General features: G+C 39.3%; 14 protein-coding genes and 2 tRNA genes. 12 read left to right on the top strand and 4 right to left on the bottom strand.

What is annotated here, in order from left to right; translation table 11 throughout:
* Positions 1-117 precede the first annotated feature (117 nt).
* Positions 118-1,476 carry an amino acid carrier protein gene (locus NEOC84_RS09085; RefSeq protein ID WP_242678248.1) on the top strand — a complete coding sequence of 453 codons (1,359 nt, stop codon included), beginning with the start codon at positions 118-120 and terminating at the stop codon, positions 1,474-1,476.
* A gap of 71 nt (positions 1,477-1,547) precedes the next feature.
* Here NEOC84_RS09085 and NEOC84_RS09080 read toward each other — a convergent pair whose 3' ends face one another.
* The 4 genes from NEOC84_RS09080 to NEOC84_RS09065 all read right to left on the bottom strand — a co-directional run bounded on the left by NEOC84_RS09080 (position 1,548) and on the right by NEOC84_RS09065 (position 9,572).
* On the bottom strand, positions 1,548-2,894 hold the full coding sequence (locus NEOC84_RS09080; RefSeq protein WP_166158399.1) for a LysM peptidoglycan-binding domain-containing protein: 1,347 nt from the start codon (positions 2,892-2,894) through the stop codon (positions 1,548-1,550).
* Positions 2,891-4,678 carry a phosphoenolpyruvate carboxykinase (GTP) gene (locus NEOC84_RS09075; RefSeq protein ID WP_166158396.1) on the bottom strand — a complete coding sequence of 596 codons (1,788 nt, stop codon included), beginning with the start codon at positions 4,676-4,678 and terminating at the stop codon, positions 2,891-2,893. The genes NEOC84_RS09080 and NEOC84_RS09075 overlap by 4 nt, the downstream gene beginning before the upstream one ends.
* A gap of 297 nt (positions 4,679-4,975) precedes the next feature.
* Positions 4,976-6,022 carry a rod shape-determining protein gene (locus tag NEOC84_RS09070; RefSeq protein WP_174232801.1) on the bottom strand — a complete coding sequence of 349 codons (1,047 nt, stop codon included), beginning with the start codon at positions 6,020-6,022 and terminating at the stop codon, positions 4,976-4,978.
* 64 nt (positions 6,023-6,086) lie between these two features.
* Positions 6,087-9,572 carry a DEAD/DEAH box helicase gene (locus NEOC84_RS09065; RefSeq protein ID WP_166158393.1) on the bottom strand — a complete coding sequence of 1,162 codons (3,486 nt, stop codon included), beginning with the start codon at positions 9,570-9,572 and terminating at the stop codon, positions 6,087-6,089.
* A gap of 774 nt (positions 9,573-10,346) precedes the next feature.
* On the opposite strand from NEOC84_RS09065, the gene NEOC84_RS09060 reads away from it, so the two are divergent.
* The 11 genes from NEOC84_RS09060 (at position 10,347) to NEOC84_RS09010 (ending at position 22,753) form a co-directional block, all read left to right on the top strand.
* Positions 10,347-10,418, top strand: a tRNA-Gly gene (locus NEOC84_RS09060).
* A 33-nt stretch (positions 10,419-10,451) separates the two neighbouring features.
* Positions 10,452-10,523, top strand: a tRNA-Gly gene (locus tag NEOC84_RS09055).
* 110 nt (positions 10,524-10,633) lie between these two features.
* Positions 10,634-11,968: a trigger factor gene (gene tig, locus NEOC84_RS09050; protein ID WP_166158390.1), complete on the top strand. Its 1,335-nt coding sequence runs from the start codon at positions 10,634-10,636 to the stop codon at positions 11,966-11,968.
* Between the two features lie 63 nt (positions 11,969-12,031).
* Complete coding sequence (locus NEOC84_RS09045) at positions 12,032-12,637, top strand: ATP-dependent Clp protease proteolytic subunit (RefSeq protein WP_166158387.1); 606 nt, start codon at positions 12,032-12,034, stop codon at positions 12,635-12,637.
* 17 nt (positions 12,638-12,654) lie between these two features.
* Positions 12,655-13,911, top strand: coding sequence for an ATP-dependent Clp protease ATP-binding subunit ClpX (gene clpX, locus NEOC84_RS09040; RefSeq protein ID WP_166158384.1), 1,257 nt, complete (start codon positions 12,655-12,657; stop codon positions 13,909-13,911).
* A gap of 167 nt (positions 13,912-14,078) precedes the next feature.
* Complete coding sequence (locus NEOC84_RS09035; RefSeq protein ID WP_166158380.1) at positions 14,079-14,999, top strand: hypothetical protein; 921 nt, start codon at positions 14,079-14,081, stop codon at positions 14,997-14,999.
* Positions 15,000-15,659: 660 nt separating this feature from the next.
* Positions 15,660-18,407: a hypothetical protein gene (locus NEOC84_RS09030; RefSeq protein WP_166158377.1), complete on the top strand. Its 2,748-nt coding sequence runs from the start codon at positions 15,660-15,662 to the stop codon at positions 18,405-18,407.
* Between the two features lie 167 nt (positions 18,408-18,574).
* A complete protein-coding gene (locus tag NEOC84_RS09025) occupies positions 18,575-19,909 on the top strand; it encodes a hypothetical protein (protein ID WP_166158374.1) in 1,335 nt (444 codons plus the stop codon).
* A gap of 142 nt (positions 19,910-20,051) precedes the next feature.
* A complete protein-coding gene (locus tag NEOC84_RS09020; protein WP_166158371.1) occupies positions 20,052-21,380 on the top strand; it encodes a hypothetical protein in 1,329 nt (442 codons plus the stop codon).
* 33 nt (positions 21,381-21,413) lie between these two features.
* The gene (locus NEOC84_RS09015; protein WP_166158368.1) at positions 21,414-21,968 is read left to right on the top strand and encodes a SycD/LcrH family type III secretion system chaperone; all 555 of its coding nucleotides are present in this window, start codon (positions 21,414-21,416) and stop codon (positions 21,966-21,968) included.
* A 158-nt stretch (positions 21,969-22,126) separates the two neighbouring features.
* On the top strand, positions 22,127-22,753 hold the full coding sequence (locus NEOC84_RS09010) for a tetratricopeptide repeat protein (RefSeq protein ID WP_166158365.1): 627 nt from the start codon (positions 22,127-22,129) through the stop codon (positions 22,751-22,753).
* Position 22,754: the final 1 nt, after the last annotated feature.

Here is a 22,754-nt window from a genome sequence, read left to right as displayed (position 1 = left end):
TTTTCTGCTAACTTTTTACCCTTTTCCCTATCTCTAAAGGAATTCTTTCATTTTTTACTATTTTTTTCTAAAGAACTATTAACTAATAAAATTGAGAATTTAATGGACCTTTACATCATGCCAAGTTTAGAAAGGACCAATCAAATTTTCACCTTGTATGTTGTATTTCCCTTTATCATACTTTTAGGCCTCTATTTCACTATAAAACTTCGTGGCTTTCAAATTGCTAGGCTCAAAAACAGCTTTGGTTATTTACTTAAACAACAAAAAAACGCACAAGGAAATATTAGCTATTTTGAAGCCATTTCTACCGTATTGGCAGGAAATTTTGGCACCGGCAATATCTCCGGTATGGCTATAGCCCTCTCAACAGGTGGGCCAGGGGCTTTGATATGGATGTGGATCATTGCTTTTTTTGGCTCAGCTATCCAATATTCGAGCTGTATTTTGGGCGTCAAATATCGCCAGAAAGATGAAGGTGGAGAGTATGTAAGCGGCCCTATGTACTATCTAAGTAAAGGGCTTGGCTTAAACAGTCTAGCTAAAATATTTTGCGTTTTCACCCTATTTGCTGCCCTAGCTGTAGGTAATTTTGCTCAGATCAATTCCATGACGCTTCCTATCCAAAAGATGGGCTTTCCCCCTTTATTGTGCGGCTTTATATTTGCTTTCTTTATTGGACTCGTCTTATTAGGCGGCATTCAAAGAATCGCGCGCTTTGCCTCCATCATTGTGCCCTTAAAAGCTTTTTTATATCTTACTTTTACTTTGATTATCCTCTACTTAAATCGTGAGAAAGTCTGGCCTGCTTTGCAATTAATGTTCACCTCTGCTTTCAACTTTCAAGCAGCAGCGGGGGGTATCATAGGAATTAGCACCTTAAAAGCCATTACTACTGGCTTTAACCGAGCAATTTTTGCTACAGATGCAGGTACCGGAATTGTACCCATTTTACAAGCAAGTGCACGTACAGAACATCCTGTAATCGATGGGCTTGTATCTCTTGTGGCTCCTTGTATGGTTTTGATTGTATGCACGATGACAGGCCTTGTTTTATTGACTACGGGTGCTTGGCAGCACGGTGATCTACAAAGCACCAATATGGTCACTTATGCTTTTCGTATAGGCCTGGGACATCAAATCGGTGAATATGTGGTCATCATAGCCCTAATTATGTTTGGGTTCACTACCATTCTTGCCTGGGCTTACTGTGCCACACAAGCGATCACCTATCTAGGAGGGCATCGTTTTGCACGCCCCTTTACCTATCTTTATATTTTACTGATTCCCCTAGGAACTTTAATTCAGATAAATTTAGTATGGGATCTTGCTGATCTATGCATTACTTGTATGCTAGTTGTTAATCTGATAGGCATTGCAGGTCTTGCTAACGAAGTAATTATCGATAGTCGGGCCTATTTTAAGGATGATAAATTAAAGGCTAAAAAAAACGCTATAGGCAAAGAAAGCGCTTAATTAAGTTTTAAAAATCGAAAAAAAGCGTTCAGTTGAATGAAAAAGGGCTAAATTTCTAAAATTTTTACACCTTAAGAAGGAATTCTTAAAGGTGTGCCGGGTTTCAGATCATCTGTTTTAAGTTTATTGTAGTTGCGCAAAACCTCAATATCGACCTTAAAGCGCCGAGAAATTTTCCATAGAGAATCTCCTTCTTGAACAATATATAAACGATCTGAAGGAGAAGAAGTAGGTGACTTAGAGGCTTTAGGTGCTAACGTTTGGCTAGCAGGCTTTTTAGGAGAAGAATTAAATGGGGTTGGACTAGGAGATGATAGAGGGGCAAGAGGCTTAGAGGGATTTTCTCGGATTATAGGCCGCTTAAGAGGCGTTTCGGCGGGAGAAGGCCCTAAGACAAAGCGCTTCATGGCGCCATGAGGTAAATTGTTTTCAGGAATCAGATCGCCTGCATACTGGTATAACTTAGCTCCTGCAGCTTTCCATACGTTATCACTGCGTGGCCTGTCCAGCAGGTCTAAAGCATACTTTTCACTCTCAGAAGTTTTATCTTCTAATAGTGCTAATAAAGCCACTACATGATAATCATCCAGTTTATTCAAAGCAAACTCTCCATCTACTTTCAATAGTAGATAAGCCGCATGTTTGGACTGACAATCTATATATTCTAATAAAAAACGTTGCCTTCTAGCAGCTGAAAGATCTTGGACAATTTTTTGCTGCTCGGCAAAGCCTGACAGCATGCCCCATGTACCATCCAATAGCATATTTTGCAGCTCTATTTTACTTATTGGCACTTCAGCTCGATTAAAAAGCCATTCTACAGCAAGAAACTCTGAAGTCATAAAAAAAGCATCGGATAAACTAGCATCCTCCCGATCTTTAAATTTTTTAAGCTGCAAAAATAGCCCTTTGCTGGTTAAAGGCCATCTTTCAGTGTTAGCAAATTGGATAACCGCTTGAAAATTTTCGTCCGATAATCCTGGATATACAGTAATGATAGCTGGTTGCCCACTTCTAAGCTGGCCATAGATAATCGAACGTTGCTGAGCCAAAGGTTGATGGCCCAATAAAGCACGCGATAAATCGAAATGATGAAATGCAACCAAGCAAGCTAGCGCAATATCCCTTTGAGTATAACCATTTTCTATCAGCTGATGATTTGAAAGCCTAGTTATCAATTGATCGAAAGACAAAGAACGAAAATAATGGATTAATTCAATATTTCCTTTTGTGCTAGCTAAAGGAGCTTGTTGTTCTTGTTTTAAGGCAGGCTTTTGCTCAAAATAAAGGGGAGGCGGAGCATCTTTAATAAACCAATAAAAGCAGAGGGAAAGGAGAATAATATTTAAAGCTCCACTAGCGGTTAAAACTAGGATAAGCCTGCGTATATACTTTAAATGAAGATTATCGAGATTCATTGCAATCGTGACTCAAGGGAAAGAATTTCTTGCAGCAGACTTTTGGGTAATCGGTCACCCAACATTTTGAAGTAAGCTTTAGTTTCCTGCACCTCTTTTTTCCATTGTTCTTTATCTATATGAAAAAGGTTTGCCAGGGCATCTTCTGTGATAGGCAAATTACTTAAGTCAAGAGCTCCAGGGCTAGGAACATAGCCTAAAGGTGATTCAATTGCATGGTTTACGCCAGCGCAACGTTCAAAAATCCATTTTAACACACGAATATTTTCACCATAGCCTGGCCAAAGCCACTCACCCTTCTCTCCTTTTCTAAACCAATTAACGTAAAAAATTTTGGGTAATTTTCCAGAATGAGTCTGTTTTTCCATAGAAAGCCAATGAGCAAAATAGTCTCCCATATTATATCCGCAAAATGGCAGCATAGCAAAGGGATCGCGCCGTAACTTACCTACCGTTCCTGTAGCAGCGGCAGTCATCTCTGATGAGACAGTCGCACCAAAAAAAACACCATGCTGCCAGCTAAATGATTCCAAACACAGAGGTTGCAGAGAGGAACGTCTACCACCAAATACAATGGCGGAAATGGGCACCCCTTTTGGATCTTGCCAAGCTGGGTCCATAGCTGGGCACTGAGAAGCTGGCACGGTAAAACGAGAGTTTGGATGTGCAGCTGCAGCTTTAGAGGTAGGAGTCCAATCCTGGCCTAACCAATCCTTTAAATGCTTAGGTATCTGTTCTGTCATTCCTTCCCACCACACATCGCCTTCCTCTGTCAAGGCCACGTTGGTAAAAATGCTATTGCGTTCAATGCTCCGCATAGCCTGAGAATTAGATTTCATCGAGGTGCCTGGTGCCACGCCAAAAAAGCCTGCTTCCGGATTAATAGCATATAAATGCCCATCGGTGTCAAATTTCATCCAGGCAATATCATCACCAATGGCTTCCACCTTCCAGCCGGGGAGGGTAGAGGTCAACATGGCTAAATTTGTTTTTCCACAGGCACTAGGAAAAGCTGCGGCTATATATTTTTTCTCTCCATGAGGGTTAGTAATCCCTAGGATAAGCATGTGTTCTGCTAGCCATCCTTCATCCCTTGCCATAACTGAAGCAATACGTAAAGCAAAACATTTTTTACCTAAAAGAGCATTCCCTCCATAGCCACTCCCGAAAGACCAAATGGTACGCTCTTCAGGAAAATGTACAATATATCGATGATCAGGATTACAAGGCCAAGGGGTGTCTTTCTCCCCCTTAACCAAAGGCTTTCCTACAGAATGGATACAGGGTATAAAAGAGCCACTCTCCCCTAACACATCCAACACTTTTTGACCCATACGAGTCATAAGGTGCATACTGACGACGACATAGGGCGAGTCTGTAAGCTCTACTCCTATATGGGAGATATCAGATTCTAAAGGACCCATGCTATAAGGAATAACATACATGGAGCGTCCTCGCATACATCCTTTAAAAAGAGCTTTCAAAGTTTTTTTCATGTCCTGAGGATCGCGCCAATTATTGGTAGGCCCAGCATCTTCCTTATTTTTTGAACAAATAAAAGTACTTTCTTCTACACGCGCGACATCGCGGGGATCGGAACGGCAAAGAAAACTATGGGGACGCTTACTAGGATTAAGTTTAAGAAAAGAGCCAGCTTTTAACATTTGCTCACATAGCTGGTCATACTCAGCTAAAGAACCGTCGCATAAAATAAGGCGATCAGGTTGCGTTAATTGCCGCATCTCTTCAATCCATTCGTTAAGACGCGGATTTTGAATTTTCATATTCCCACCCTTTAAGCACCCTTATTCTCATCTAGCTAAGCCTAACAAATTTAATAGGTATCACTAAGGATGAGTATGGATTTATCTTTTATCTAAACAAGCTTAATAAGTAAGGTAGGAGAAAATGAAAAATATGAATTCTAACACGACACGATTGCTTGATAACCATTTATCTCATTTTTAGCATTCTCTTAAAAGCATCTAAGATTTTTTTAAATGTTGGGTCTCTTGAGATCTTGAGATTAGCTTGGTTAGCTTTAAACTTTGCCTGCTAATGCTTACCTATTTACCTATCATTTACAGTTGTTTACGTCTTTTAAATTTATCCAAATATTCTAGGGCTTTTCCTGTGCCCAAACATACGGCAAGTAAAGGATTTTGAGCGATGATGACTGGTAAGCCAGTCTCTTTAATCAAGGCTTTGTCAATTCCTTTAATTAAAGCCCCCCCTCCCGCTAAAACCATGCCTCTTTCCACCAAATCGGCCGCTAATTCAGGAGGACACTTTTCTAATGTCAGCTTAACGCTCTCAATAATTTGTTGAATAGGTTCAGCTAAGCATTCTCTAATTTCTACGGAATTAATTCTTTTGGTTACAGGCAGCCCTGCCACTTGATCGCGTCCGCGGACCTCCATCTCTAGCTCGTTGCCTCCCAAGGGATAAGCTGACCCAATGGTCATCTTAATTTCTTCCGCAGTTCGAGGACCGATCATCAAATTGTAAGTGCGGCGCATATAATTGACAATGCACTCGTCAAACTCATCACCTGCAATCCTTAAAGAACGGGATTCTACAATGCCCCCTAAAGAGATAATAGCAATTTCTGTCGTCCCTCCTCCAATGTCAATAATCATATTAGCAGAAGCTTCATGGACAGGCAAATCGACCCCAATGGCTGCAGCCATAGGCTCCTCTATAAGGATGACCTCTTGAGCACCAGCATGCAGGGCAGAGTCCTCTACTGCACGCTTTTCTACTCCTGTGATACCTGAAGGAACAGCGATAAGAATTTTAGGTCGAAATAAGCTACGTGAAGGTGTCACACGTTTAATTAAAGCTTTAAGCATACCTTCGGCAATTTCAAAGTCCGCAATAACCCCGTCTTTCATCGGCCTGACGGCATGTATCTTACGAGGAGTCTTGCCTAACATCGCTTTTGCTTTTTGGCCGACAGCCAGAACTTCATTAGTAGTAGAATCAACCGCCACAACGGAAGGCTCTGCTAAAACGATGCCTTTTCCTCTAACAAAAACTAAGGTGTTAGCTGTTCCAAGATCGATACCAATATCATTTGAGAAGACGCCACGGAACTTAGTAAGCTGCCCAAAAGCAGAACGGGCCATTTTACTGAAGTTATCTTTGATTCCTAATTGATTTTTCTTACTCATGTGGCCTCTATTGTACCTTTTATGTTTGCAACAACTCCAACACCTCTTCCCAAGTCAATTTCGAGATAGCTTCGTCATCGGAGCTTACGACTTTTTTCACAAGACCTTTTTTACGATTCTGCAGCTCCATGATTTTTTCTTCGATGGTATTGAGTGTCACCAATTTATATGCTGAAACGGCATTTTTTTGTCCAATCCTATGCACACGATCTGTTGCCTGATTTTCTACGGCCGGATTCCACCACATATCATAATGAATGACTGTATCAGCTCCGACAAGATTTAGTCCAGTACCTCCGGCCTTTAAAGATACTAGAAAAACAGGGATATTTTGATCTTCGTTAAATTTTTTTACAATATTTAAACGATTCTTACTCGCTCCATCAAGATATTCAAAAGGTATACCTTGCCTTTGTAAATCTTCACGCATGATATTAAGCATGCGCGTATATTGGCTGAAAATGACAGTTTTATGCTTTCCCTCTATAAGAGTTTGTAGCAACTCCATCAACATATCGTATTTAGAAGAATCACCCATTTCCGCTTTGTCTTTAGCAAAGATTGCTGGATGGCAACAAATCTGTTTCAAACGAGTCAGGGTAGCCAGCACATGAATCTGAATTTTTTCAAAGCCCTCCCGCTTGACTAGCTTAGAGAGTTCTTCTCTTGCCGAGGCGGCATAAGAATGATAAAGCTCGCGCTGAGCCTCTGAAAGATGGCAATGATAGACAATTTCAGAGACAGGCGGTAGCTCGGAAAGAACGTCTTGCTTCATGCGCCGTAAAATGAAAGGAGAAACTTTGTGGCGTAAAATTTCTAGTTGGGAGCCGGCAGGCTGGGAAGGATGCCGTATATATTTTTCCACAAACCTTTCATAAGTGCTGAGCAAGCCAGGCATTAAAAAGTCAAACAAGCTCCATAGCTCATCTAATGAATTTTCTATAGGTGTACCTGTGAGGATTAGACGATGAGCGGCCTGTATCATTTTTACTGATTTGGCATTGCGGGTTCCACGATTCTTAATATGCTGGGCCTCATCTAGAATGCAATAACCGAACTTAATAGTAATATAGAAATCTACATCCTTTTGTAAAAGGCTATAAGAGGTAATAATGACATCGAAGTCTCGAATAGAGGTTAATAATTTTTTACGTTGCGTAGGAGTGCCATCTACAGCTAATACTTTAAGCTGAGGGTTAAACTTACCAATCTCTTCTTTCCAATTATAAACCAAAGAAGTAGGGCAAACAACGAGAGAAATAGCTTTTGGATGCTCAAGTTTATGCTGCGTAATTGCAATAATCGATTGCAAAGTTTTTCCTAGGCCCATATCGTCAGCTAGGATACCGTTCAAATGCATGTCACGTAAACGATTAAGCCAGCTTACCCCTTCATTTTGATAGGATCTAAGCGAGGCTTGAATATTTTTAGGAATAACACTTGTGCAAGGAATAGCCATGCCTAACATCTGCTCTTGAATGAGTTTTAGCTTAGGACTCATGGTAATATCTAGCGGTAAACCTTGGTAAGCCTTGACATCGATACTTGATAAGCTCCACAAAGGGCAAACCTGTACATGGTCTGCTAGCTGTTTAACCCCTATATCATCTAGTAATTGGATAATTGGCGCCAATTTATCAAGCTCTAAAACGAGAATTTTATGCGATTTAGAAGCTGAATCTTTCTTTTTAGTGCTCTTTTTTCGTGCTAGCTCTACAAAAGCACGCTTTGTCGATAAACATTCCCACAACATATCTAAAGTAAAGCCGTTTAAATACCCATTCACCTTAATGTGCACTTCATACTGATCAATACGCTCGGTTTCTTTAAGGTGAATTTTGAATTGAGTCTCTTCATAAATGAATTGATCTAAAAGATTTTCAGGGCAATTAAATTTAATACGATCTTGATTATGAGGAATAGTATCGGTCATAAATTCAATAATTTTTTTATCTGTTTTAGCAATAAAAAAACCGGTCGAGGGATCATAAATAAAATCTTGAAAGAGTTCTCGTAAGATTTTTTGCTCTTCAGTCAAATTACGTGCTAAAATTCCTTCTTTGGTGACAAAGGGTAAGATGTGATTAGGATTAATTTGCGAGGGAGCCGCTGGTACAACAATATCATCATAAATAAATTGTAAAGCTGCTTCTAGCTCACCATTTAAATAATTTATATCGCAAATAGCACGTAGTTTACCCACAAAAGGCAGGGTTACAAAGCGATCGATAATCTCACGATTATAAATATCTGCATAACGCATAAGCTCAGGTAAAGAATTTTCTACAAAAGTTCCAAAAAGAGCTTCAGGGATAGTTACATCACGAATAGCTGGCAAATTACGGAGATGTTTGCGTCGAATACGTGGTTGAAATCTATAATAGTTGTTCTGATACAACAAGCCAGGCTTGGCACATTCAAAGAGGCGCACTTCAGGTAAAGTTACTCGCTGATCATCATCAATCATTAAAGTGGGATTAACCAAGATTTTAGGGCTATCTGCTTTTATATATTCTAATTCAAAACGCAGCTTCCCAAACTGGCCTGAATAGCGTAAAGGCTCTTCCATAGTACCACAATAAAAGCAAGGCAGCAAGGGATGTTCAGCCTCTGCTTCATAGGAGGTATTTAAAGCTTTAGGACGAGCAATAGCTCCCTCATAAGCCTGAGCAAGAAGGTTTCCAAAAGCTTCTAAATCAATGTATATAAGGCGTAAATTGCGATCTTCTTTTATTTCAGGGAAACGCGCAAAATCCATCAGCATTTTAAGAGTTTGGGCACTATCTTCATCAAAAGATTGCAGAGTGAAATAATAACGTTTATTTCCAATGTAAAAAGGCTCTTGATAACACAAAGAATCCAAAAACTCTCGAGCATTGGCGATATTTAAAGGCTTAGAACGAAAGGGCAACCTTAAAGCTAGCTGCACTTCCACATAAGATTGCGTGGAGGTAGGGGCTATATTGGAAAAGATGATAGCCAATTCTGCTTTATCTTGTATTAGCTCTTCTTCGGGAAGAAAAAAAGGAGATTTTCCTAAGACATCCGAAGCACCTACATATTCTATAAGCAGCTCTTTTTGCTGCTTTTTGTTGCGGCGAACCGTTTCTTTATTTTCCGCTTCTTTAAAGGTTTCACGTAAGGTCTCCTTTTCAGATTCATCAATAGCTGGATTTTTGCCTAGATCGGTCTCTTTAGAGTATTTTACAATAGTTTCATCTAGATGCGCTTCTAAATAAAACAAAACAGCAGATAAATGCTGACAGTCATATTGATGAGGGCAATCGCAATCTGAATCTATGGTAGTTGATTCACGCCGATCGATTTCTATTTCACAATTGTAAGTTTTTTCAAAGGCCCCTTGTACTTTACAACTCAAACGGACACGCTGAGCGTCTAAAGTGACGATTTTTGCCGACGAAACTGTCCCCTTTTCATAGAGAGCTTTTCCATCTTTTAATAAAGCAGACGAGTAATCTTGCTTAAGCTTTCGAAAGTTTAGCATGTTATATTCTTAAAAATTTATATTTAATGAAGGGTAAGAGCTACTGTCCACATCGGCGCAGTATATAAAGTTAAGATCATGTTGTCAAAACAAACTAAAATTCGTAAATAAATTCAAGTATTATTATATTTTTTTTTGCCCTACCCTCTACATTTTTAAGAAAAAGTAGAGCTAAAAAAGGCCCCCATTCCCTATCTTTTGCCTTACCTTCCTTGTAATTTATATTTATCCCTGTATAGCTTAAATCCTCACTCATGGTATTTTTTAACTATTTAAAGTCTTTTCCTCTTTACTCCTTAAAGATTTAGTTGCCCATTTTGTAGATTTGGCTAGCATTTTTTGCCTTTGCCACCTCTCTTTTTAAAAATTCTTTAGCTTTTTTTATCTAATGTTCCTTAAAGCTTAAAATCCCCCTAAATAATCGGCTCTAAGCTTACCATGAATCGCTCTATTTCTTAGCCTTTTTGCCTTAAACTTCATAGAGCACCTCTACTTTTTTTCTTTTTATTTTTATGAAAACAAAGAAATCTTATTTTCTGGCAGCCAAAAACATTCAGTATGAATGCAACACGAAAAATCTCCTGTTAATCTTTTAAATTATACAACTTTTGTGGAAGCTAAATAATCCTTAAAGCGTCTCCATCCAAACTTTTTTCTTAAGGGGCCTTTAAATTTTAAAAAGGCCCTCTTCGTACAGCCTTTAGTCACCTCTCTTTTTTTCTTGTTAGAAAAGCTTTATATTTTTATACTTCCACTTCTGCGCTTAAAAATCGTGCGGGTGTAGCTCAGGGGTAGAGCATCACGTTGCCAACGTGAGTGTCGTGAGTTCAAATCTCATCACCCGCTATTGACAAACTTTTTATGCATAGGAAATAGACTGCGGGTGTAGCTCAGGGGTAGAGCATCACGTTGCCAACGTGAGTGTCGTGAGTTCAAATCTCATCACCCGCTACTTTAGCAATATCTTCTTAATTTCCGATTATGATAATTTAAAATTTTGCTCCTTTGAAATAAGTAGTTTTTTCTATTTTCCTCCCCATCTTTTATTATGAGGTATTTTTGTGTCAGCTCAACAAAACGAATATAAAAATGATAACCTTCATGTTATTTTTTCACGTGCACCAGGATGTAAAATAAAACTCGAGATTACTGTCTCTCCTCTAGCAACTCAGGCGGCCTACAAGAAAGCTATTAAAAATGTTAATAAAGAAGTGACCTTGCCTGGCTTCCGTAAAGGAAAGGCTCCTGAAAATTTCATCGTGCAAAATTATAAAGCTCCTGTCGACCAAGAATGGAACGATCTTCTTGTCAACACTGCTTTCCAGGAAGCTCTTGAACTTACCCACGCTTACCCTTTTAGTAGGGATGCCATCCAACGCCCACAAATTAAAGAAATTTCTCTTGAAAAAGGGGCCCACTTAGTCATCGAATATGAAGCAGAGCCACGGGTGCCAAAAGTCAAGCCAGATGAACTGACCGTTAAAAAAGTCCAAAAGGAACCTGTTAGCCCTGCTCAGATCCAAGAAATTTTGCAGCAAATTCAACTTTCGCATGCGACTTGGGAAGATAAGGCAGATCATCCTATTATTGAAGGGGATTACGTTAACTTAACTATTGAAAATATGGATGAAGGCTTTGAAATCTGTAAAGACTCCCGCTTTCAGGTAGAAAAGAGCAAGATAGGAGCATGGTTATACAATCTTCTTATTGGCAAAAATGTTAACGACGTCGTAGAGGGCATGAGTGAGCAAGACTCTACCCATGCACAGACTTGTGAAGATCCTACGCATGATCATTCTGAGCCTACAAATTTCAAGCCTACCCGCTGCAAAATTACCATCACAGCTCATCAACAAGCCCTTCTTCCTGAGCTCAATGATGAGCTAGCTGCCAAAGTCGGAGCTCCTACCGTAGAAGAATTAAAGGCCCGTATTGAAAAAAACTTAGAGAAGCGTGCAGATGAGTATGCCCAGATGGAGCAACGACGCCAAATTGAAAAACAGCTAGCAGAAAAATATCCGTTTGATATTCCCTATTCGTTGACAAAAGAAGATAAAGAATTGCAAATCATGCAAGCGCTTAAAAATATTCGGGCAGCAAACTTAAGCCCCGAGGAGCTTGAAAAAAAATCTGAAGAAGCCAGACAGCAGATCACTCAAAACATTGAAAATACTTATCGCCTATTCTATCTTCTACGCGAGGTAGCCGACGATCATCAAATAGAGGTTTCCCAAGAAGAAATCATGCAAGAGTTTATGAAACAAATGCTCAGCCAAGAGACTTCTCTTATTAACGAATCGATGAAACCAGAAGATATGCGAGCAAGACTGCATAGTTTTTTAATCACTCAAAAAACTAAGGACCTTCTTGTCCAACAAGCCCAGCATATAGATTAATACTTGACTTGCTGAATATTTCATCTTATAAGTTTGAAGAAGCTACAAGAAAGAAGGATTGTTATGAATGAAGAAAGACCAAAAAGCTCATTGACCCCTTATGTGATTGAAGATACTGGGCGCGGCGAGCGATCGATGGATATTTTTTCCCGCTTACTTAAAGACCGCATCGTTTTTATTGGAACCGATATCACTGATCATGTAGCCAATGTAGTTGTAGCTCAACTTCTATTTTTAAAGATGGAAGATCCTAAAAAAGATGTCAATCTTTACATCAACTCTATGGGGGGTTACATTACTGCTGGTTTAGCTATCTACGATGTCCTACAATGGATGGGCTGCCGCATCAATACTTACTGTATAGGCCAAGCATCTTCCATGGGAGCTCTTTTACTAGCCGCAGGCACAAAAGGCCACCGCTACGCCTTACCTAATAGCCGAATTATGATTCACCAGCCAATTGGAGGTGTCGGCGGATCTTCTGCTGATATTGCCTTGCAAGCTAAAGAGATTCTTTATTTAAAAAAGCGCATTCATGAAATTATGGCTGAAGCTACAGGACAAAAAGTAGAAAGAATTGCTCAAGATTCGGAAAGAGATTTTTATATGAGTCCTCTTGAAGCAAAAGAGTATGGCTTAATTGATGAAGTTGTTACACCTAAAAAATAATTTATTTAAAGGTCAAGATGTCAAAAAAACCTACGCCTCTTAAAGAAGTAGTTTCCTGCTCTTTCTGTGGCCGTTCAGAAGAAGCTGTGGAAAAGCTTATTTCAGGACCCAACGTCTATATTTGTGATAAATGTGTTCGCCTTTGTGCAGGAATTTTAGATAAAAAAAAGACACCCAATCATGAGCTAAAGCTATTAAAACCTAAAGAAATTAAAGAGCGGTTGGATGAATATATTATTGGCCAGGAAAGTGCCAAGCGAACAATTTCTGTGGCAGTCTATAATCATTACAAGCGTTTACAAGCGCTAAATAAAAATAAAGAAGATGCGGAAAATAAAATTGATTTTAGCAAATCTAACGTTCTTCTTTTTGGTCCTACCGGTTCAGGAAAAACGTTAATAGCTAAAACACTAGCAACTATACTCGATGTCCCTTTTACTATTGCTGATGCTACGACACTTACCGAGGCTGGTTATGTGGGAGAGGATGTTGAAAATATCATCCTGCGTCTATTACAAGCGGCTGACTATGATGTAGCTAAAGCTGAGCAGGGAATTATCTATGTGGATGAAATTGATAAGATTAACCGCACCACCGCGAATGTTTCTATCACCCGCGATGTTTCTGGTGAAGGCGTGCAACAAGCTCTTCTAAAAATAGTTGAAGGCACAATAGCTAATGTACCTCCCAAAGGAGGACGTAAGCATCCTAACCAAGAATATATAAAAGTTAACACAGAAAATATTCTATTTATTGTAGGAGGAGCTTTCGTAAACCTTGAAAAAATGGTAGCTAAGCGTTTGGGAAGAAGCACGATCGGATTTACTAATGAATCTAAAGAAAGTATCGATCCTAACCAAAAGAGCATGCTCTTATCGAAAGCTGAGCCTGAAGATTTTGTTCAATTTGGGATGATTCCTGAGTTTATTGGTCGCTTCAATAGTATCGCCAACTGTAATGAACTTAAACTAGAAGATCTAAAAGATATTTTAATTAAGCCTAAAAACGCTGTTGCCAAGCAATTTGCGGCTATGTTTGAACTTGAGGGAGTAAAGCTTACCTTTACAGACGAAGCTCTCCATGCTATTGCTCATAAAGCAATGGAAGCTGGCACAGGCGCAAGGGCTTTACGGATGATTTTGGAAAGTAGCATGAAAGAGCTAATGTATGAAGTTCCCTCTGACAGCAGCATCGAAGAAATTATCATCGATAAAGAAACCATTACCGATTTAAAGGCGCCTCTGATTAAGAGAAACACTGAAAAGATTGCTTGAAGAGTGTTTGAAAATGCATAATAACTGTTAAAACACTCCTTAGGCAACTAATGGGTTAGAAGGCAAATCTTTTACTCAGGCGCAACTCCTTGGCAAGGAGGAGGATTAAAGTCTTTTCAATTTTTTAAAAGCCGCCGCGTTGGTTGGCTTGTCCTACAGGATTTATCATGAAAGCTACGCCTCTTACCTTTCCCTTGCAAGAGGCAAGCCTTCGCGAAAGCTACGCTCAACTTCTACCTTCCTCCCTGCATAGCTGCTTAAAGGGCCAAGATCCTTATGAAATCCAATCGCCTGTCTATGGGATTGGCTTGGTTGAGCAAGAGCAACCGGTAGGGATTATCTTAGCGACAGCACACCTGCAGTTGCATACTGCTCACATCCATGCTTTAAATTTGGACAAGCACCATGTTAATCCTCGTCTGGCACGGCTTCTTCTAGAGGAAATGTCCCGACTTCTAGCTTCGCTCTCTATCACCTTAGTAACCTTTTCTTACATTCAAGAAAGCCCTATGGCTTCTATATGGGAAAAGGTGTTTTTAGAGCAAAAGTGGCAAGGCCCTAGGCCTTTAATTGTCGAATGTCTTTTTAAACGCTCTGATTTTAATCTCCACTGGTGGCAGAACAAAAATATTACCTTAGAAGCTGGCTTTGAAGAACTTCTTTTTAAGAAGATCACTCATAAAGAACGACAAGATCTTATGCATCGTCAGGAACAGATGAGCATTCCCGACTACATTTTTCCTTTAGGAAGAGAAAAAAACTTAATAGAATATGAAAATAGCTTAGCGTTACGTTATAAACAACGCATCATAGGATGGATGATTACCCACCGTACGGCTCCTGAAGTCATACGCTATTCGGCCTTGTATTTGGAAGATGATTTCTCGCATACTAGATATTGGCTTAAATTGCTTATAGACGCTTTAAACATCCATAACACCATGCCCAATGCCCATTATGGAGCTTTGGAAATTAACCTAGACCAGATTTCTAGGTCCTGGCGTAAATTTATTGAAAGAAGGCTATTTCCTCAAGCTAGCCAAATTTTCCATCACCACTCTTTTTGGAAAGATTTTAATAATCATTAGCTCGCTCCTCCCTCTTCTCTATTGGCTTATATCAAAAAAATAAGCTTTGCTAACCCAGCCATTTGATCATCCTGCTAGGCTTCAAAGATAAAGAATAAAAAAAAATTGATGACAGACAAATTTCTAAAATGTTTTTCATTAAGTATCTGCATCAGCAGGGACAGCTTAAATAGACTTTCCAATAAAAAACAGCTTTTCTAAAAAACTTTTGTAGCTTAAATGTAAATTTATTGGCCTGATTTCTGCGAAGACTTTACCTTTTACACCCTCCTTTTTAAAGGATGGTTTGTGCTGCCCTATTTGGCATAAAGGGACTCAAAAAGTGAAAAAAAGCTACGCTGAATAGCAAGCCAGTGGATCGGCCACATAAGCTTAATAAAAATTATAAAGTGATCTTTTTTATTAATGCCGAGCTTAAAACTTATGAAGTAAGCCTCTTAAACCTTAATTTACTCATAAAAAAAGAAAATATAAATATTTTTTTTAAAAACAATTGATGGTAAATTTATTTTTTAATATAATTAAACTATAAGGTTTAGAAAATTTCTTTCTAAAAAATCTATTAGGCATACACATTGCATTTACATTCCCTACAAAGAAAATAATGCTTAAGAATTTTTCGTTTCTAATACCCAAGCCTTAAAGACAGGAGATGTTAATATGGTTAGCCCTGTATCAAATAATAGCCAGCAAGACCCTTCGACTGAAAACATCTCAGCCGCTGACGCTGGGCTGAAAGCCAATTCCAATGCTTCCCCCTCGGTTTCCTCCCCATCCTCTACGCAAGTTTCCGGTGATACCTTAGCTAGTAGAGCTTTAGCTGACCCAGGATTGGTTATTTTTAATCCCAATAATCCTCAAATTCCCAAACCCTCCCTTCTCTCTTATCTGCAAGTAATTTCTCTTGCCACGCGCATGAATAAGCAAAGCTCATACGACGAAAGTGCCCTCATTAATCTGCTTCGATCCAATTTTTACAAAAATTCTATCGATAATGCGAATAATCTCTTGCAAATCCTTAACGAACTTCTAGCTCTACAAGCTGAAACTCAAAAATTCAATCAAGCAGCTAATGATGGGATTAATTCAGTAAACATACCAATTTCTGACTACAATAGTGGCGTTTCCCAAGATAATAGCAGCACCACGAGTATCCATAACGCAGCTATTAACTTTAATAATGCCTACACCCTTTATCAAGCTCAAACGCAAGCTTTTCTAGCCGGTAATATTTCTGCTGAAGAATATGCCCAAAACACTGCTACTTACAATGCTGCACAAGCGGCATATAATCAGGCTGTTAATACTTATAATAACTATGTCACTTCCCGTAATCAGACAATTAATGCTTACAATGACGCTGTCAACGCTTATAACAATCAAGCAACCGCAAACAATCAAAAGCTAGCCGAGATTAACGAAAAAAGAGCAAGATATGGGTTAGAGCCTCTTCCCCCACAAGAATTACTCTCTACCTATGCTCCTCTTTTACCTGTAGCCTCTTCAGCACCCCCAGCTCCCGTAGATGTCCCTGCCGTCATTAATGCCTCGCCCATCCCGTTGCTTACTCCTTATCCCACTGCCACTCCTACCGATTTAATTGAATCGATCTATTTACCTCTTTTTCAGCTCACCTTTGCTATCGTAGGGCAAATCAACAAGGGCTTAAAGTTAAATCTAGATATGCGAGAATTTCTTGATTATTACTTACCCGTTAAAACATCTTTAATGGCTCTTCCTGCTTCCTTTGCTTCTCAAATGATGACAAATAACAATTCAGCAGCAGGCAACAGCAACTCTGCAGGCTTAGCTTCTATTGCAGCCTCTCTAGAGCCTTCCATCGTCGCAAGGCTTCATAACCAAGGAAATCAAAATGCTTATTATCAAAAATTTAGTGCTGTGCTAAAACCAGGAACGATTGATGTATCCTTAGTAGCCACTGCCAATATATTGGCCAGTGCTTCCCTGGTGAGTGGCCAGCAGATGATTGATCTACTAAAAAATGATGCAGCTGGCCGTACTATTGATGGTGTCAATATAAGCAAAGCTTTAGCCTTAGGCTTTATTAGCAATGTTACGCATCTTATCGCTCAAAATAGCCTATCCTCTGCTTTACAAGACCTTAATGATAACCCTGCCGCTAGCCAGGCTTTAAACACTTTAAGCGCGCTCATCAATCTCTCATCGGCAGGAGTAGCTTTAAGTTTACTATCCTCTTCCTTAGGACAATCTGGTTTAGGCGCCCAATTATTAGGCTTGGCTGGTCTCAGCTCATCCACCATTGCTAGCTTAACTGGACAAGGAGTAGGCATCAATGATTTTGCTTCTAATCCTTTTGTCCAGGCCTATGCCGCCCAGCAGTTATCTACTCAAATTGCTAATGCTCTAGGATTACAAGCAGGTTTACCCTCAAGTGGCGTAGGTGCTCTTCAACAAATGCTTCAAAATGCTGTTTTAGCCTCTTTTCAGCAAACTTCTTCTGTAGCAGCTTCTAATCAATTTTTTAATAACCTAGCCCAAAACTTAACTAAAAACGGAATTACAGGTCAGCAGGCCGCTGATGCACTTTCTGCTGCTTCTACCGCCTTTTATGATCCGCTTTTTACCTCTCAGGTTGATTTTAGAGATGGCTTAAAAAAATCTTTGGAATCTCAAGGTTTTTCTTCGAATGACGCCTTACAAATAGCCAGTTCAATAGCAGGTGTTGCTCCTACTGCTACAAGCGATCCTTTCTTTACTCCTAATGATTTAGATACCAATCGGTTCATTAGTAATTTAGCCAGCAATTTAACGCTTGCTGGAATCTCTACACCTTCTGAAATTGCCAACAAAGTTGCCTCTGCTTTATTAGCAAACACCGAACAAATCTCTCAAGCTACTTTAAGAGACCACTTGCAATATCAGCTGGGACTACAAGGGTTGGCTAAAGACGAAGCTCGCCGAGTAGCTACTGGCATTTCTTTCTCTGCCACCCTTGAGCACAATCCTCTTTCCCAAGCTAACCTACACCAAGAGCTTTTAAGCAGTATTACTGCTGTATATCTACCCGTATTAGGCTTAAAGAAAGCTCAAGAGCAAGCTCAGCAACTCGCCGATCTCCTGGTGGGACCGGCAAATGCTAATGCTAAAGATATTCATGATGCCGCACAACCTTATTCCTTAGTCAGAAGCATTGCTGACCATTTAGACAGCATAAAAAAGACAGAAAATGAGGCTCTTTTTGCAGCAACCGTAGAAAGTTTTAAAGACTACATTAAGCCTTCTTTAGATCTATATACCTTCACCCAGCGATTGATGGACCCTGCCAATAAGCTAGTCTATGCCAACGATTTAATGCTTGCTCCTGCTGTCAATACGGGTACCATCAAAATGGGAGGAACCAATCCAGCTTTAGAAGTGGCCGTATAAAAATATTAAAAATAATTTTTAAAATAAAGATTTATATTTTATAAAGAAAAGAGCAGTTGAGAAGAGAAAATTTAACTTACTTAATCTCAAAAGCTTATTAAAAAACTAAGTAAGAATGTCTAATATTAAACATTAAGTCCTTCATTGGCTATAAGAAGGGGTAGGTTATGACCTTTACAACACCATATGTAAATATAAGTGGAATACCTAGTGCTATTCCTACACGGCTAGAATATACTAATGCTAAAGTAGCCTCCGCTTACTATAATGCTATTCTGGCATTTGTAAGAGTGTTGCAACTTCAAGGCTCTACGACCTCAGCCAATCCCTACCCGGCATCACTTATTTCTGCCCTAAACGTTTCAGAAGTCAATGCAGCTCTTAATCAACTGACTAATCTGGCCAAATATGGAGTCATTGTAACAAGCTCAGGGCAGATCATCTACCCTAGCTCAATCGTAAGCGCTGGCTTTTTGGCTGCCCATGGCTTATCCTCTAAAGTCCCTCCCTCAGCAGGTAAGTCTTCTTATAATCAACATCTCATGACGATGAGTATGGCCCAAGATTATGATGCCATTTTACGCTCTCTAGCAGCTATTGGCGTGAATACCAATGCTGCTGGCAGCAATATTCCTCAGCTAAATGCTAACCAGCTAAAACAATGGTTAGACCTAGCTATTCAAGTCTCCGCAGTCGCTAATGCTGTCCAGGCAGCACAGTTAGAGGGCTATGGAGGAGCACGCGGCTTACAAAGCATTATTGAAATTGACTACGTTCAGACAGGTAACCAGATCATTTCCAAAAATATGGCTCAGCTAAAAAGTGCTTTAAACATGACCCAACAAATCTTAGATAATTTGGCCGAACTTCAAAACTTGCATAACCAGGTTACTACCAAATCTAGTGCTTTTAACTTTAACTATGGGGATGGTAGAGGTAAAGATGGGCCTTCTGCTTGGAGCCCTGGTTATCAACAAGCGGCAAGTGCCTTCTATAACAAGCCTATTACCCCCGTTATTCTTCCTTCTATTGCTCCTGGATCTTCAGGATTTGTCTCGGCCTATAAGAGACTAGTAAACATCCGTACTCAATTAACCGAACAGCTAAAAACACTTTCAGCGATTACTTCTGCAAGCGATAGGAGCAATGTCACTAGCTTATATTCAAGGCTTAAACAAGTTTTAACGGATTTAAATGCCACATTCAGTGTAAGTGGCCAACCTGTTCTCTCTACCACTCCACCAGGGCTAGCTTCAGCAGGCTTTAGGAAATGGATGTTGGATAATTATAGTGCTTTCAATAGTAGCGATGCCAATGCAGCAGGAAAGTTTCAACAAAATATTACCTTTGCTATTACAGCTAGTGAAAACTTAAACGATACTCAAAAAGAGACGGTAAGAAATTATCTTTATATCTTTGAAGAATATTATAAATCCGCTTCTGCAGCTCTACAAGCGATTTCACAAATTATCCAAAAAATGGCCCAGAATATCGCTAGATAAACTTATTAACAGTAAAAGATAAATAAAAAAATTTACAATATAAACGCGAAGCCTTTAGTGGATCTTAAAGATAACCTCTTTTATTTCTACATATGACTTTAAGGTCTTAATAAATAACTTCGGCATTTTCAGGAGGAGCCCTATGACCTCAAGTACTAATTCACAAAATTTCTTAGAAGATCTTAGCAGTATTGCTGGCTCATATGTGCTAGATACAAATCTTTCCTATGTGAGTGGCCAAATAGCTGTGATGCCGACTCAAAAATTATATAATACTTCTACCACGAGTGCAGCGACCATTAATAGCCATTTAACTCCCACTAATTTTAATTCCATAGATACGACCGACATTACAAGTTTTATCAACCAATTTTATACTAAAGTCTTAGGCTATCCTAGCACCAGCTCTATCCCTTCTGCAGCTTATGATCCTTCCAATGCAGCTAGCCCTTTGAATGGATTATATAATATTTATACCGCCTCAGTGGGTGCCAATCCGGATATAGGAAATACAGATCTTAGTAGCATTATCAATGTTTCCAATCTGCCTGGACAATTTAAAGCAGCCTTCTCTGATTTCATTAAAAATTTTAATTTCTCTATCTTATCTAGTAGCAGTAGCGCTGAAACTCTCACTCTTAACGGCACTACCTATACAGCTACCCTTAGCAATAATTATGGAAATTTTACTAAAGCTTTCCTCAACTATTTAAGCACCACGACAGTAATTCAAACCTCTAACAAATCTAGTGTGTTAAATTTATTGAATAGCCAAAATAGCACCGGCGTTACTTATGTACAATCCTATCAAGCTATCTATGAATCTTTTAATGGTCCGGTAGGAACTTTATCCCAAAACTCTGCTAACTGGACTGTCGCGCAGAGAGTTTTTGTGCAACGCCTTTCTGCTTTTTATACCAGCGAGCTAGCTAAAACCGCTACTAGCAGCCAACCTTCTGGCTCTTTCGAAGCAAGCCAAGACTTGGGGGATTGGTACACTTATACCCAAAACCTTTACTACAATCCTCAATTTAGCCCCAATGCGTTAACTAGGGATTCCAATAGCACCTTTATCTTAAATGAAGTTTTACTAGCTCTTATCAGCATGCTCGGGACCATACAAAATGTAGCGGCCGCCCAGTCCCAAGCTTTGAGCTTCTTATCGCAGTGGCAAGCTGCTTATAGTGATAAGCTGAGGCAAATGCGTACCTTTACTCAAGGGGATGGCACGGTTCTAGGAGGTACCAATAGCTGGAACAAAGATGCAGCCCAAGCCACCCGTAACGCGCTTAATAACGTCAACCAAAACTACATTAGTAAATTACAGGCCAGCCAACAAACCCTTTCTGATCAAGCCAAATCCTTACAAGCTAATGTTAATCAAAGTAATGATGCGGCAAGCCAGCAGGGCAGTGTGGCCGACAGCATTTTGCAACAATTAAGCACAATTTTATCTGCAATTTTTAAATAATCCAGAATTTTCAATATAAAAAAGGGAAACTTCATGAAAAGTGACGAAGAACAAATAAAAAAGGCTGTAGAAAGCTTAGGGGAACAACTGAAGAATGATGCAAGCCAAGAAAAGAATGTGACTCAATTAGCTGACGAGTTTTTTAAAAATGGACATATGCCAAAAGATCTATTGAATCTTAGTGATCAGCAAGTGGAAGGACTTTATGCGCAAGGTTACAATTTTTATCAAACAGGCCGCTATAAAGATGCCGTGCAAGTTTTTCGCCTACTTATCATGTTAAATGCTAATGAAGCCAAATATATTCTTGGACTTGCTTCCTGTTTTCACATGATGAAAGAGTATAAAAACGCCGTGGATACCTACACCATTTGCTGTGTGCTAGATCCTGAAAACCCTATCCCTTACTATCACATGTCAGATTGCTTTGTAGCCATGAAAGATCCTTATTCCACGATCATTGCCTTGGAAATGGCGATTAAAAAAGCTGGCAATAAACCTGAATTTCAAATGCTAAAAGATCGTGCCTTGCTGACTATAAAGCATTTACAAGAGGAAATTAAAGATACTATTAAAGCAGAAAAATAAGGGTTCCTTTTACTCACCAAGCATTTACACAGCATAATCGACACGGTAATTTACCTTATCTTAAAGGAGCCCCACGATCATTTGAACCCATAAAACTGCAAGAAAGACCTCAAAAAAAACATCTCACGCCATAAAATCTAATGAAGGAGAACTTATCCATGGCAGAAGACACGCAAGACTTTAAACAGGAAGAATTCAGAAAAGCTATTAAAAAGACAGTGCATGCTCATAAAGGAAAATTAAGTGAAGAAGAGGTAAAGCTACAAGAGCAAGCGCTGATCGATATTTTTGAAAATGGCATGTTACCTGCTCAAGCCTTAGGCTTTGATGCCAATTTTATGGATTACGTCTATAAATTTGCTTATACCCTTTACCAAAAAAATGAAATTGAAGAAGCCAGCCAGCTTTATCGTTGGCTAAAAGTTATGGTACCTATTGATCAAAAATATACCATCGCCTTGACTCATTGCTATATTCAGCAAAAAAATTGGCTTGCCGCTGTGGCCATGCTTATGGAATTAGGGGTGCTAAATTCTGAAGATCCATTGCCTTTTGAAAAGATGTGTGATTGCTTGATTGAGGCTAAAGACTATGCTAGTGCTCTGATGGCTATAGAGCAGGCTATAAAAAGAGCAGCAGATAAGCAAGAATATATGCTTGATAAAGAAAAATGGTTGATGACTTACGACTATCTTCTTTCCCAATTAGAGATTGATCCTGCCATTATAGAAAAAGTTAAAGCAGAAAATGAATCTATTATTCATGCAAAAAACTCCGAGAGGTAGG

The organism is Neochlamydia sp. AcF84 (assembly GCF_011087585.1).
Lineage (GTDB): Bacteria > Chlamydiota > Chlamydiia > Chlamydiales > Parachlamydiaceae > Neochlamydia.
Note: the sequence above shows the minus strand (reverse complement) of the source record. Positions and strands in the feature narration are given on the sequence as shown.